7 protein-coding genes and 2 pseudogenes are annotated in these 13,851 nt (G+C 72.4%); 2 read left to right on the forward strand and 7 right to left on the reverse strand.

Features of this window, described 5'->3' with window-relative positions; all coding sequences use genetic code 11:
- Positions 1-144: 144 nt before the first annotated feature.
- Positions 145-1,479 carry an ABC transporter substrate-binding protein gene (locus tag EAO71_RS03095; RefSeq protein WP_147976215.1) on the reverse strand — a complete coding sequence of 445 codons (1,335 nt, stop codon included), beginning with the start codon at positions 1,477-1,479 and terminating at the stop codon, positions 145-147.
- A gap of 430 nt (positions 1,480-1,909) precedes the next feature.
- Between EAO71_RS03095 and EAO71_RS03100 the strand changes: the two genes are divergently transcribed.
- Complete coding sequence (locus tag EAO71_RS03100) at positions 1,910-2,950, forward strand: LacI family DNA-binding transcriptional regulator (protein ID WP_147976216.1); 1,041 nt, start codon at positions 1,910-1,912, stop codon at positions 2,948-2,950.
- Positions 2,951-3,062: 112 nt separating this feature from the next.
- Here EAO71_RS03100 and EAO71_RS03105 read toward each other — a convergent pair.
- Positions 3,063-4,800 (reverse strand): annotated as a pseudogene (locus tag EAO71_RS03105) (glycoside hydrolase family 6 protein).
- A gap of 263 nt (positions 4,801-5,063) precedes the next feature.
- On the opposite strand from EAO71_RS03105, the gene EAO71_RS03110 reads away from it, so the two are divergent.
- Positions 5,064-8,009, forward strand: a complete 2,946-nt coding sequence (locus EAO71_RS03110; protein WP_147976217.1) for a glycoside hydrolase family 48 protein — start codon at positions 5,064-5,066, stop codon at positions 8,007-8,009.
- 89 nt (positions 8,010-8,098) lie between these two features.
- Here EAO71_RS03110 and EAO71_RS03115 read toward each other — a convergent pair whose 3' ends face one another.
- The 5 genes and pseudogenes from EAO71_RS03115 to EAO71_RS03130 all read right to left on the reverse strand — a co-directional run.
- Positions 8,099-11,023, reverse strand: a complete 2,925-nt coding sequence (locus EAO71_RS03115) for a glycoside hydrolase family 2 TIM barrel-domain containing protein (protein WP_410093945.1) — start codon at positions 11,021-11,023, stop codon at positions 8,099-8,101.
- 156 nt (positions 11,024-11,179) lie between these two features.
- Positions 11,180-11,863 carry an SDR family NAD(P)-dependent oxidoreductase gene (locus EAO71_RS03120; RefSeq protein WP_147976219.1) on the reverse strand — a complete coding sequence of 228 codons (684 nt, stop codon included), beginning with the start codon at positions 11,861-11,863 and terminating at the stop codon, positions 11,180-11,182.
- A 144-nt stretch (positions 11,864-12,007) separates the two neighbouring features.
- Positions 12,008-12,175 (reverse strand): annotated as a pseudogene (locus EAO71_RS38475) (helix-turn-helix domain-containing protein); the annotation flags it as partial.
- A gap of 47 nt (positions 12,176-12,222) precedes the next feature.
- Positions 12,223-12,759, reverse strand: coding sequence for a cellulose-binding domain-containing protein (locus EAO71_RS37440; RefSeq protein ID WP_410093944.1), 537 nt, complete (start codon positions 12,757-12,759; stop codon positions 12,223-12,225).
- A 16-nt stretch (positions 12,760-12,775) separates the two neighbouring features.
- Positions 12,776-13,851: glycoside hydrolase family 5 protein (locus EAO71_RS03130; RefSeq protein WP_261991967.1), on the reverse strand; the 1,076-nt coding region annotated here is incomplete at its 5' end.

Here is a 13,851-nt window from a genome sequence, read left to right on the forward strand (position 1 = left end):
GGGTGCGACGGGGGGCGGGGAGCCGCCGCTCGTCGCCCGAACGGAGGTGGCCACGGGGGCGTCCTTCCAGGTCGATGCGTGCGGTGGTGCGGACGGTGACGGCCCGCCGCCCTCAGGCGGCGACGGGCCGTCACGCGGTCCCCGCTACTGGTCGATCTTGTCGTCGATCAGCTTCTTGACGTTCTGCCAGGCCTTGTCCGGTGCCGTGCCCCGCTGCTCGATGTCGAGGATGCCGTTGTCGGTGATGAAGGTCTTCACCTGGCCGTCCCAGCGGCTGATCGGCGCGGGCGTGATGCCGGCGGCGGCCTCCGAGTAGATCTTGCCCACCGGAGTGTCGCCGAAGTAGGGCAGCTTCGCGTCCTGGACGACCGAGGAGGTCAGCGTGTCCTTCGAGGACGGGATGTTGCCGTTCACCCCGAAGACCTTGGCGTGCTGCGCCGGGGCCGTCAGCCAGGCGGCGAGCTCGGCGGCCTCCTTGGTGTGCTTGCCCGCCTTGGGCACGGCCAGGAAGGCGCCGCCCCAGTTGCCCGCCACCGGCGGGGCCGCGATGTCCCACTTGCCCTGGTTGCCCGCGCCGGCCTGGTCCTTGATGATGCCCGTCATCCAGCTCGGGCAGGCGACCGTGGCGAACTTCGAGTTCTTGAAGGCGGCGTTCCAGGTGCCCTTCTCGTCGAACTGGCGCAGCTTGGCGGTCAGTCCGCTCTGCGCGGCGGAGACGGCTGTCTCCCAGGCCTTCTTCACGCCGGGGCTGTTCTCGTAGTCGAGCTCGCCCTGGGCGTTCGCGTACTGGATCGGCTGGCTGGAGACCACGGCGTTGAACAGGCCGCTCGCCGAGTCGTGGAACGAGGTCCCGGCGGGGGCGCTCTTCTGGTAGGTCTTGCCGGCCTCCAGGAACTTCGCCCAGTCGCCGGCCCACAGCTTGGCGACCTCGGCGCGGTCGGTGGGCAGCTTGGCCTTGGCGAACAGGTCCTTGTTGTAGCAGATGGCCATCGGGCCGATGTCGGTGCCGAGGCCGATCACGGAGCCCTTGCCGGTGGTGGCCTGCTTGACCTTCCAGTCGAGGAACGCCCCGAGGTCCGCGCCGCCGGTCTTGCCGAGGTCGACCCACTTGTCACCCATCGCGGACCCGGTCGCCTCCGCGATGTAGCCCACCTCCAGGGCCTGGATGTCGGCCAGGCCGCTGTTGCGGGAGAGGCGCAGCTTCAGCGTGTCCCAGTACTTCTGGCCGTCGGCGACGTTCGACTCTTCAATCTTGATGTTGGGGTGGGTCTTCTCGTACTCGGCGTAGAGCTTGGCGCCGGTCTTGTTGTCGTAGCCGAAGGAACCGAAGGTCCCGATCCGCAGCGTGATCTTCCCGTCGCCGGACGCGTTGTCGTCGCTCCCGCCGCCGCAGCCGGTGAGCAGGGCCGTGCCGGTCGCGAGGACGGCGACCGCGGCGATGGCGGTGCGGTGACCGCGTCTGCTGCTGGAAGTGCGCATTCCACTCTCCTCGTCCAAGGTGGTGCTCGTTGTGCGCCAGGTGGGCCCGGCGGGGGTTCGCGGCTCGGCGAGGCCCCGCCCGGACCTGATGAAGGTCGTTGTCGCTTCCCGGATGGGAGCGCTCCCACGTCGTTGCCGGAAGGTTGCTGCCTGGCGGGTGCGAGTGTCAAGACATGAACGCGGATTCGTTACCGGAAGGTGTTCGTCGGGTTTCGGGCCCTCGCGCCCCGAGGGGCATCGTCATGTCCTGAACGCGGACCATGACATCGGGGAGGGTCGTCCCGTAGTGTGGGAGCGCTCCCATCCCCCGGGTCGGCGTAGGTTGTCCCACGCGCGCCCGGGGAGGGGCTCGGAGCGGGCTTCGCCCCTCTGATCTGCCGCGACGGGATCGGCGCGGAACACGGGTGCGTACGAGGGGAGTTCGAGGTTCGTGAACGGACGGCGCAACGGCAGGCCCACTCTGGAGGAGGTCGCGGCCCTGGCCGGCGTCGGCAGGGGCACGGTCTCACGGGTGATCAACGGCTCGCCCCGGGTGAGCGAACAGACCAGGGACGCCGTGGCCCGCGCCGTCGCCGAACTCGGTTACGTCCCCAACCAGGCGGCCCGGGCGCTGGCGGGCAGCCGTACCGACGCCGTCGCCCTGGTGATCCCCGAGACCGAGGCGAGGCTCTTCGCGGAGCCCTACTTCCTCGACCTCATGCGCGGCGTGAGCGCCGAGCTCGCCGACGCCGACAAGCAGTTGCTGCTCACCCTGGTGCGGACCGAGCAGGAGCGGCAGCGCTTCGAGCAGTACCTCGCCGCCCAGCGCGTCGACGGCGTGCTGCTGGCGTCCGTGCACGGCGACGACCCGCTGCCCGACCGGGTGCGGGAGCTCGGGCTGCCGGTGGTCATGAACGGCCGGCGGGCGGAGGCGGAACCCGTCGCGTACGTGGACTCGGACAACATCGGCGCGGGCCGTGCGGCGGTCGCCCATCTCGTGGGCCGCGGCCGGGCCCGGATCGCGACCATCAGCGGTCCGCTGGACATGTACGTGGCCCGCGCCCGCCTGGGCGGCTACCGGGCCGGTCTGGCGGAGGCGGGTCTGCCGCCGGACGAGTCGCTGGTGGCGACGGGCGACTTCACGGAGGAGGGCGGCCGGCTGGCGATGCGGGACCTGCTGGAGCGGGGCCCGGACCTGGACGCCGTGTTCGCGGCCTCGGACGTGATGGCGGCCGGTGCGCGGTCGGTGCTGCGGGAGGCCGGGCGCCGGGTCCCCGAGGACGTGGCTCTGGTCGGGGTGGACGACTCGGCGGTGGCGCGGCACATGGACCCGCCGCTGACGAGCGTGCGCCAGCCGATCGAGGAGATGGGCCGGACGATGACCCGGCTGCTGCTGCAGAAGATCGCGGAGAAGACGGACGGCGCGCTCGCGGCCGAGGAGGAGCCGCGCCGGGTCCTGCCGACGGAGCTGATCGTGCGCGACTCCTCGTGAGCGGGACCCGCCGGGCGCCGTGTGCGCGGACTCCGGCGCCCTCGCGGGCGCGCACCGGGGCCGTACGGAGACCGGAGGTTCCGTACGGCCCCGGGCGCTCGCCGGTGCGGCGTCAGAGCGCCGGGTGGGCGTTCTTCAGCAGCTCCTGGAACTGGGCCGAGAACCACTGGCCCGAGAGCGGCGCGTCGGGCAGGGCGCCCGACATGCTGTTGCCGTTGCGCGCGTTGCCCGTGTACGTCGGGTCGCACATCCGGTCGAAGCCCTTGCCCTCGTTGTTCGGGATCTCCTTGCTGGCGCCGTCCGACTCGCCCGGCGGCTTGATCCACACGTACGCGTCGATGCCGGCGGCCGGAGCGGCCTGCGGCCGTTCGCCGAGTCCGGCGCCCGACTGGTTGCACCAGTTGCCGAGGTGGATGCGCCGGTCGTAGCGACCGCCGTTCACGTAGGTGTCGACCGTCGTCCTGGCACCGGGCGCGGTCGGCCGGGCGGTGCCGCCCCAGCCGTTGCGGGAGGTGTCGATCAGCATGCCGAGGTTCTGGTCGAAGCCGAGGGAGACCAGCTTGGTCCGCATGGCCTGGGCGTACGACAGTTCGTCGGTGTACCGGTTCCAGTCGACCCACTTCGACTGGCGCACGGAGACGCCGTTGACGCTGTCGTCGATGGTGAAGTGGTCCTCCTTGAGCGCGCTGTAGTTGGCGGTGTTCACGATGAAGCCGTGGACGTTGGCGAGCGTGGAGCCCTCCGCGGTCGCCGCCGTCTTGAAGAGTTCGGCCGAGGGGCCGAAGTTGTCGTCCCAGCCGAGCCAGCCGTGGTGGCCGGCGTCCACGTAGTTGTAGACGTTGGCGATCGAGCCCAGCTTGTTCAGCGCGTAGCCGACGCCCTTGATGTAGTTGCCGTTGGACTTCATCACGTCGCAGTTCGGGGTCGCCGTGGGGCGCCCGGAGACGTTGGTGACGAGGTTCGGGAGCGAGTCGATCTCGACGGTGGTGACGATCCTGAGTCCGGCGTACTTGGAGTCGGCGAGGATCGCGGCGATCGGGTCGATGTACTGGGTCTTGTACTTGTCGATCTCGGTCGGTCCGAGCTCGCCGTTCGAGGCGAGCGCCGCGCAGTCGCGTCCGGGGAGGTTGTAGATCACCAGCTGGACGACGAGCTCGCCGCCGCCCTTCTGGGCGAGGGCGGCGTCGAGGTGGTCCCGCAGGCCCATGCCGCCGTTCACGCCCGCGATGGCGGCGGTGCGGTCCAGCCAGACACCGGTGGGCTGGTTCGCCACCTTGCTGCCGCCGGGCTCGGCGGCGGCCTTGGCGGACCACTCCGGGTTCACGTACACCTTGGSGCCGGCGTACGGGTTGTCGGCCTTGCCGCCCGTCGGCGGCGGGGTCGTGGGCGGGACTGGTCAGGACGGCGACCGGGGGCTGGTGGGCTCCGGTGCAGGGGGTGCCGTTGACGGTGAAGGAGGTGGGGGCGGTGTTGGTCCCGCTGTAGGTGAACTGGGCGCCGGCGGTCACGGCCGCGCCCGGCGCGACCGTTCTGTTCCAGTCGGCGTGGGTGACGCTCACCGTCTTGCCGGACTGGGTCCAGGTGCCGTTCCAGCCGTTCGTCAGCTTCTGGTCGCCGGTGTAGGCGTAGCCGAGGGTCCAGCCGTCGAGAGCGGTGGTGGAACGGTTGGTGAGGGTGACGTCCGCGGTGAAGCCGGACCCCCAGTCGTTGGTCCTGTAGTCCACGCTGCACTGCACCGCCGCGGCCGTGGCCGGGGTGGTGCCGACGGCCGTCAGACCGAGGGGGAGCGAAAGGGCCGCGGCGAGCGCGGTCAGCGTGCCGCGTCGTCTGCGGGGCGGGTGTGGTGGCATGCGGGTGGTTCTCCTCGCGGCTCGGGGAGGTGGGGCGTGCGAAGAGCATGAGCACAAGCTCTGAACCAGTGGGAGCGCTCCCACTGTGCCGACGTGACGCAGGCGCGTCAAGGTGCGTGAAGAGTCGAAGCCAATCGACCGGGAATTCCGTCAACTCCTCTTTTGCTTGGCGCCAGTTGCCGCTACGGTCTGGCCCACCAGTGGGAGCGATTCCATGCCGTCGGCGCGTCGTCAGGGCGCGCCCTCGCCTCTAGGAGTCGCTCATGCGACATCCCCCGCGTCTGCCCGCCCTGCTCACCGGGGCCGCCCTCCTGACGGCGAGCTGTGCGTTCGCCGTCGTGGGTACGGCCACAGGAGCCGCCGCCGTACCCGTCTGCACCGTCCAGTACTCCGTCGTCGGCTCCTGGGCCGGCGGCTTCCAGGGTTCCGTCACCGTCACCAACGGCGCCGCGGCGCTGAACGGCTGGAGTCTCGGCTTCGCGTTTGCCGACGGCCAGCGGATCGGTCAGGGCTGGGGCGCCAAGTGGTCCCAGGCCGATGCCGGAGTCACGGCCGCGAACGAGAGCTGGAACGCGTCGCTCGGCACGGGCGCGAGCGTCACCCACGCCGACTGGAACAGAACGGTCGCGCCGGGCGCGGCCGTGACCGCCGGCGCCCAGTTCACCTACAGCGGGACCAACACCGCCCCCACCTCCTTCACCGTCAACGGCACCCCCTGCACCGGAGCCCACCAGCCCCCGGTCGCCGTCCTGACCAGTCCCGCCCCGGGCGCCATCTACACCGCTGGTGACTCCGTCCCGCTCGCCGCCACCGCCGCCGCGGCGGACGGCGCCGTCGTCGAGAAGGTGGAGTTCTACAGCGACACCACGCTCCTGGGCACGGACACCAGCGCGCCCTTCACCCTCGGCGCGGCCGGCCTCGGAGCCGGCGCCCACTCCCTCTACGCCAGGGCGTACGACAGCCTCGGCGCCTCCGGAGAGTCCGCCCCCGTCGGCATCACCGTCGCCGCGGGTCCCGCTCTGGTCGCCGCTCCCGGCCAACTGGCCGTGCGCCGGGGCGAGTCCGGCACGTTCGACCTGAAGCTCTCCACCCGGCCCGCCGCGAACGTCACGGTCGGCGTCGCCCGGACCTCGGGCAACACCGACCTCTCGGCGACACCCGCCACCCTCACCTTCACCCCGGCGAACTGGAACACCGCGCAGAAGGTGACGGTCGCCGCGGGGACCACCGGCACGGGCTCCGCCGTCTTCACCGCGACCGCGCCCGGCCACACCAAGGCCGAGGTGACCGTGACCGAGCTGGCCGCCGGCTCCGCCTACGACGCCCGCTTCCTCGCCCTGCACGGGAAGATCACCGACCCGGCCAACGGCTACTTCTCACCGGACGGCGTCCCGTACCACTCGGTCGAGACGCTGATCGTCGAAGCCCCCGACCACGGGCACGAGACGACCTCGGAGGCGTACAGCTACCTGATCTGGCTCCAGGCCATGTACGGGAAGATCACCGGTGACTGGACCAAGTTCAACGGCGCCTGGGAGACCATGGAGAAGTTCATGATCCCCACCCACGCCGACCAGCCCACCAACTCCTTCTACAACGCCTCCAAGCCCGCCACCTACGCCCCCGAGCACGACCTGCCCTCGCAGTACCCGGCGAAGCTCGACCCGGCGGTCACCGCCGGATCCGACCCGATCGCCGGTGAACTGAAGAGCGCCTACGGCACGGACGACGTCTACGGCATGCACTGGCTCCAGGACGTCGACAACGTCTACGGCTACGGCAACGAGCCCGGGAAGTGCTCCGCCGGACCGACGGCGACCGGACCCTCGTACATCAACACCTTCCAGCGCGGTCCCCAGGAGTCCGTCTGGGAGACCGTCCCGCACCCCACCTGCGACCGCTTCGCCCACGGCGGCCGGAACGGCTACCTCGACCTGTTCACGGGCGACTCCTCCTACGCGAAGCAGTGGAAGTTCACCAACGCCCCGGACGCCGACGCGCGCGCCGTCCAGGCCGCCTACTGGGCCGACGTCTGGGCCAAGGAGCAGGGGAACGGCGGACAGGTCACCGCGACCGTCTCCAAGGCGGCCAGGATGGGCGACTACCTGCGGTACTCCATGTTCGACAAGTACTTCAAGAAGGCCGGCGACTGCGTCGGCCCGACCAGCTGCCCCGCGGGCACGGGCAAGAACAGCGCCCACTACCTGATGTCCTGGTACTACGCCTGGGGAGGTGCCACCGACACCTCGGCCGGCTGGGCCTGGCGGATCGGCTCCAGCCACGCCCACGGCGGCTACCAGAACCCGCTCGCCGCCTACGCGCTGAGCGAGTACGCCCCGCTGAAGCCGAAGTCGGCGACGGGAGCCGCGGACTGGGCGACCAGCCTCGACCGGCAGCTGGAGTTCTACCGCTGGCTCCAGTCGGACGAGGGCGCGATCGCGGGCGGCGCCACGAACAGCTGGCAGGGACGGTACGCGCAGCCCCCGGCCGGCACCCCCACCTTCCACGGCCTCTTCTACGACGAGAAGCCGGTCTACCACGACCCGGCGTCCAACCAGTGGTTCGGCTTCCAGGCCTGGTCGATGGAGCGCGTCGCGGAGTACTACCGGCAGTCCGGTGACCCGGCCGCCAAGACCGTCCTCGACAAGTGGGTCACCTGGGCGCTGTCGAAGACCACCGTCAACCCCGACGGCACCTACCGCATCCCCTCCACCCTCCAGTGGTCCGGCGCGCCCGACACCTGGAACGCGGCCGCGCCCGGCGCCAACGCCGGCCTGCACGTCACCGTCGCCGACTACACCGACGACGTCGGCGTGGCGGCGGCCTACGCCAAGACCCTGACCTACTACGCGGCCAAGTCCGGCCACGCCGAGGCGAAGCGGGTCGCCAAGGCCCTGCTCGACGGCATGTGGACCCACCACCAGGACCCCCTGGGCATCGCCGTCGAGGAGACCCGCGCCGACTACAACCGCTTCGACGACCCGGTGTACGTGCCCGGCGGCTGGACGGGCACCATGCCGAACGGCGACACGGTCGACTCCTCGTCCACCTTCGCCTCGATCCGGAGCTTCTACCAGGACGACCCGGCCTGGCCGAAGATCGAGGCCTACCTCGCGGGCGGCGCCGCGCCCGTCTTCACCTACCACCGGTTCTGGGCCCAGGCGGACATCGCCCTGGCCATGGGCTCGTACGCGGAGCTCCTCGAGTAACAGCCCGCCCCGCGAGGAGGGGCTCCGGGTACGGCGAGCCGGGCAGACCCGCTTCCCCGGGTCTGCCCGGCCCCGCGCCGTCGCCGGTCTCAGGAGGCGGCCGGTTCCCGACCGGGCGCCGTGAAGGTGAAGGCGAACGCGGCGGGTGCGGGCAGCGGACCGAACTCCGGCAGGACACCGGGGCCGCAGGACCCCGAACCGATGCCCTGCTGGGCGTGGTCCAGCCGGAGCCACACCGACCCACCGGGGACGAGGTCGCCCCGGTGGGTCGCCGCGTCGAGGGCCGCGTCGGTCCAGCGGCGCGCCGCGAACCAGAACGCGGGATCCCCCTCCACCCGCAACCTGTCCGTCCCGTCGCCGAGTTCGACCCACCGGGTGTCGATCCGGGCGCCGTTCTCCTGCGGCCGCACGTACGGCGTCTGGAGGTCGTCGACCGTGCCGTGCCAGCGGCCGAGACGCGCCGCTTCCCGGGTGTCCGGATAGGCCTCGCCCGGACCGCCGCCGAACCAGACGACCTCGTCCAGGCTCGCCGGCAGGCCGAGCGTGACACCGAGCCGGGGGAGCGGCAGCCGCCATTCGCCCTCCGGTGTGACGGACACCGCCAGCCGCAGCCGCGTCCCGTCCGAGGTCCAGCGGTACGCGGTGCGCAGCGCCACGTCCCGGGCCGCCGGCGCCACCCGGGTCAGCACCGTCAGCGTGTCGCCGGCGGCCTCCCCGGGAGTCCGGTCGACGGACACCGCGTCGATCCTGTGCCGCATCCGGTGCAGGCCCAGCTCGCGCCAGAGCCGGCCGAACCGCTCGTCGGGCCGGCGCGCCGACCCGTTGTCGTTGTCGGTGGGCGCCCGCCACACGTCGAGGCGGAGGCCCGCCAGCGGCACCCCGCAGAGGGTCAGCGGCGCACCCGTCCGGGCGTCGAACACGCCCGGCCCCAGGACGATCCGGCCGTCCCGCACGACCGCCCGCGCGCCGTGCGCCGGCGCCGGGGGCCGGCGGGCCGACACCGGCAGCTGCCCCCAGGCGACCTCGTGCCCCGCCGGAGCCCAGCGGGTGTCGCGGGCGAGTTCCGCCCGGACCGTCCAGGTCCGTTCGCCGGCCGGCCGGCGACCCTGCCCGTGCTCCGGCGGCTCGGGCAGGTCGACCTCGGCGCTCTCCCCGGCGGCCAGCACCGGGACCTTCAGCGGCCCACTGCCGGTGGTCTCCCCGTCGACCTGGAACGACCAGGTGAAGGAGAGGTCCGAGAGGTCGGCGAAGTCGCGCAGGTTGGTGACGCGCACGGCGCCGGCGTCCCGCGCCGCCCCGAGGCGGACCGGCTCGACCACCTTCTTGAACTCGGCCAGACCGGGGGACGGCGTCCGGTCGGGGAACAGCAGTCCGTCGCAGACGAAGTTGCCGTCGTGGAGCTCCTCGCCGAAGTCGCCGCCGTACGCGTAGCCGTGCACGGGATGGGTCAGCCCGTGGTCGATCCACTCCCACACGAAGCCGCCCTGGCAGCGCTCGTACGTCTCGAAGAGCCGCTGGTACGCGGCCAGTCCGCCCGGCCCGTTGCCCATGGCGTGCGCGTACTCGCAGAGGACGAAGGGCAGCGCGCCGCGGGCCGCGGGGCCCTCGTCCGCGCGCCGGCCGATCTCGTCGACCTCGTCGTGCGAGGCGTACATCCGCGAGTAGACGTCGGTGTGCTCGCAGGACCGGTCCCCCTCGTAGTGCAGGAGCCGGGAGGGATCGCGCTCACGGATCGCGTCGGCCATCGCGCCGAGCCCCGCGCCGGTGCCGCACTCGTTGCCCAGCGACCAGAGGATCACCGACGGATGGTTCTTGTCCCGCTCCACCATGCGCGCGGCCCGGTCGAGCAGCGCCGGCGTCCAGCGGGCGTCGTCGACGGGATTGCCCCGCCAGCCGAGCCGCTGGAATCCGTGGGTCTCCAGGTCGCACTCGTCGATCACCCACAGGCCGTACTCGTCGCACAGGTCGAGGAAGGCCGGGTGCGGGGGATAGTGCGAGGTGCGGACGGCGTTCACGTTGTGACGCTTCATCAGCTCGACGTCCCTGCGCATGGTCGCCGGGTCGAGGCACCGTCCGTGGTCGGGGTGGAACTCGTGCCGGTTCACCCCTCGGAAGAGGACGCGGCGACCGTTCACGGTGAGGACGCCGTTCTCCACGCGGACCGTCCGGAACCCCACCCGCAGAGGGATCCGCTCGCCGGCCGTCGCCAGCTCGCCGGCGTACAGCCGGGGCGTCTCCGCGGTCCACGCCTCGACCGGCACGGTCACCGGCTCACCCGTCGCGACGTCGACACCGAGCTCCGGGACCGTGACCCGCCCGGGCACGTCGCACACGACGCGCAGGGTGCCGGTCCCGTCCGCGTGGTCGTAGGAGGCGTGCACGAAGAAGTCCCCGGGCGCCCCCTCCGGGCGGTGCAGCAGGGTCACCCCGCGGAAGATGCCGGGCAGCCACCACTGGTCCTGGTCCTCCAGGTACGAACCCGAGGACCACTGGTGGACGCGGACGGCGAGCACGTTGCCGCGCGGCCTGAGGATCCTGCCGACGGAGAACTCGTGGGGCAGCCGCGAGCCCTTGAACTCCCCGAGCTCGCGCCCGTTGAGCCACACCCGCGCGCAGGAGTCGACGCCGTCGAACCGCAGCACGGCCCCGCCGGCCTCCGGCCAGTCGTCCGGGAGGTCGAACCGGCGCAGATGGTCGCCGGTGGGGTTCTCGGTGGGCACGCGCGGCGGATCGACGGGGAAGGGGTAGACGACGTTGGTGTACGCGGGGGCACCGCGGTCCTCCCCCTGGAGCACCCAGTGTCCCGGCACGGTGACCTCCCCCCAGTCGCGCGCGTCGTACCCCTCGGCGGCGAAGGACTCGTCGGCGTGGTCGGCGGTGGGCGACAGCCGGAAACGCCAGGTGCCGTCCAGGGGGAGGGCGGCCGCGTCGGAGCGGGCGTACCAGGCGCGGGGCGGCAGCACACCGCGGCCGGGAGAGACGTCTTCGTACCAGGACGGGGTGGACAAACGGATCTCCTGTCGTCGGAGGAGGGCCGGCCGGGGGAGCCGGGGGCGGACGGAGGACGGTCACCCGGCTTCCTTCCACACCGTCCGAAAGCCATGCCTCCGCACCACCCGGCCGGACCGGCGAGGTCCCCCTCACCGGCCGGCCCAGGGCCCGGCCGGGTCTCACCCCGGGGCGTCGGATCCACCCGCCGAGGCCGCCAGGACCGGTGGCACCACCAGGCGGCGGACCGCCTCCTCCGGGTCCCCACCCGGTGGCAGGGCGGGCGCCGTGCCCACCGCGGCACGGCCCGCGAAACCCGTGTCCAGGTGGGGCATCCGCACGTCCGTGACGCCGATCCGGCGGCGTCGCGCCTCGCGTCCCACCACTCCCAGCCACACGGCGAGCGCGCCCTTCGCGGCCGCGTAGTCGGCCATCCCCAGCGCGGGGCGGTCCACGATCTCACCCGTCACCACGACCACCGCTCCGCCGGCCCCCAGCACCGGCAGCGAACCGCGGACGACGGCCATGGGAGCCAGGGCGTTGACGGTGAACAGGTGCTCGCACGAGGCGTCCGACACCTCCGCCGCCGGCCCGAAGCCGGCCACGCCGACCGCCACGACCAGCGCGTCGAGCCCGCCGAGCGCGGTCCCCGCCCAGCCGGCCAGCCGCGCGCAGCCGTCGAGGTCGTACGCGTCGAACGTCTGCCACGGCCGACCGCCGAGATCCCCCGCCGTCTCCTCCAGCCGACGGCGGTTCCGGCCCGCGAGCGCCGTCGCGGCGCCATGCCCGGCCAGCTGCCGGGCGGCGATGCCGCCGATCTCCCCGGTGGCCCCGACCACGAGGACCCGCACGCCCGTCCCGGTCATCACCGCTCCTTCACCGCCGCGCCTACGCCCCCACTTCCCGGCGGGCACCTCCCACGGATGCGCCGTCCGCACGGTGCCGGCATCGGGGACCCCGGCCGGTACCGCCCCGGTCCCGGCAGCGGCGCGGACCGCCCCGCAGGCCGGTCACCTCACACCCCCGTAGCCGTCCCGGGCGGCGCGCGACAGGACGCCCGAGAGCTCGACCCGGGAGCGGACCCCGAGCCGGGCGAACACGTTCCGCAGATGGTGGTCGACCGTCCGGGGGCTCAGCGACAGCCGGTCGGCGATCTCGCGGTTCGTCGCCCCGTCCGCTCCCGGGTCGAGCTCTCGGGCGTCCTGTCGCGCGCCGCCCGGGACGGCTACGGGGGTGTGAGGTGACCGGCCGCGCTGCCGCTCCTGCTCGGTCCGCACCAGGGTGAGCAGCAACTGCTTGTCGGCGGGGTGGTGGGCGGGGTCGTCGGATCCGTGGCGCCGTTGCAGGTGACGCCGTTCAGCCTGAAGCTCGCCGGGACGGCGTTGGTGCCGCTGTACGAGCCGTTGAAGCCGAAGCTCGTCGAACCGCCCGTGGCCAGGTTCCCGTTGTACGACAGGCTCTTGGCCGTGACCGCGGCCCCGGACTGGGTGATCGTGGCGTTCCAGCCCTGGGTGACCTTCTGGTCGCCTCCGTAGGACCACTCCAGGGTCCAGGAGGCCACCGGGTCACCGGTGTTGGTGACGACCACGTTGGCGCCGAAGCCGGTGTTCCACTGGTTGGTGATCTGGTACTCGACCTTGCAGCCCGCGGCGGCGGCGCCCGCGGTGGTGGTGAGGACGGTGGCGGTGGCGCCGGTGGCCGTGATCAGGCCGAGGGCCGCCAGCAGAGCCGTGCGGCGGGGGGTTCGGGTTGTGCGGCTCATGGTGATGGGGTGCCTCTCAGTTCAGGGCGCGCAGTCGGTCGCGCAGCCCGATGCCGAAACTGGTGGGGGTGCCGTCGTACGAGGTGATCAGTGCCGGACCGGACGAGCAGTTCCAGGTGTTCCAGGTCCAGCCGAGATAGGAGAGCCCGCGGTCGTCGAGCCACGTCATGACGCGGTCGATGAAGCCGTGCCCGCAGGTGTTCTCGCCGATCTCGCCCGCCACGAGGGGGACCCGGGCGGAGACGGGGGCGAGGGTGCTGTCCCAGCACGCCTCGTTCGCACAGGTGTTGAAGTTGTAGACGTGCCATGCCGCGGCGAGCAGGCCGGCCGGGTCGGTGGGGGCGTGCGCGAGCCACTGGCTCAGGTCGTTGGAGTACGCGATGCCGGGGACGAGGACGACGTTGCGGGAGCCCGTCGCGCGCACGGCGTCGACCAGGTCCTGCATGCCGGCGACCTCGTAGCCGATGCCCGGGCAGGTGCCGCCGTCGCGCCAGCACGCCCAGGCCTGTGCGGCGGTGCTGGTCGCCCGGTCGGGGTAGGGCTCGTTGAAGAGGTCGAAGACGATCCGCCGGTCGTGCTTGAACGTGTTCGCGACCGAGGTCCAGAACGCCGGGGTGTACCGGGCGTTCGGCATCGGCTTCTGGCAGGTGGCGTGGACGTCGGCGCAGCCCGCCGAGTTGCCGGTGTACTGCCCGTACGTCCAGTGCAGTTCGACGACCGGGGTCATGCCGTGGGCGAGGACCCGGTCGACCAGGCCCTTCACGGCGTCGATGTAGGCGGCGCCCCGGTACTCGGGCTTGACGTTGTCGTGGCCCAGCCAGCACTCCTCGTTGAGCGGGATGCGGACGGTGTTCGCCTTCCAGTCGGCGATGGCGCGCACGGCGGCGTCGTCCACCGGGCCGTCGAAGACGCCGTGACCCTGGACGCACATGAACTCGCCGCCGGAGCGGTTGACGCCGAGGAGTCGGCGGGTGGCGCCGTTCCGGTCGGTGAGCCGGTTGCCGGTGACGCCCAGCTCGGGCGCTCCGGTGACCGGGTCGGGCGGATCGGTGGGTTCGGTGGGAGTGGGGGTCGGTTCGGTGGGGGTCGGGG

Origin of the sequence: Streptomyces sp. MS191, from assembly GCF_008042125.1 — a bacterium.
GTDB lineage: Bacteria > Actinomycetota > Actinomycetes > Streptomycetales > Streptomycetaceae > Streptomyces.

Bases quoted from the DNA above. Each gene is read 5' to 3' on its own strand.
- EAO71_RS03095 (WP_147976215.1), bottom strand. From the start codon at position 1,479: ATGCGCACTTCCAGCAGCAGACGCGGTCACCGCACCGCCATCGCCGCG.
- EAO71_RS03110 (WP_147976217.1), top strand. From the start codon at position 5,064: ATGCGACATCCCCCGCGTCTGCCCGCCCTGCTCACCGGGGCCGCCCTC.
- EAO71_RS03120 (WP_147976219.1), bottom strand. From the start codon at position 11,863: ATGACCGGGACGGGCGTGCGGGTCCTCGTGGTCGGGGCCACCGGGGAG.
- EAO71_RS37440 (WP_410093944.1), bottom strand. From the start codon at position 12,759: ATGAGCCGCACAACCCGAACCCCCCGCCGCACGGCTCTGCTGGCGGCC.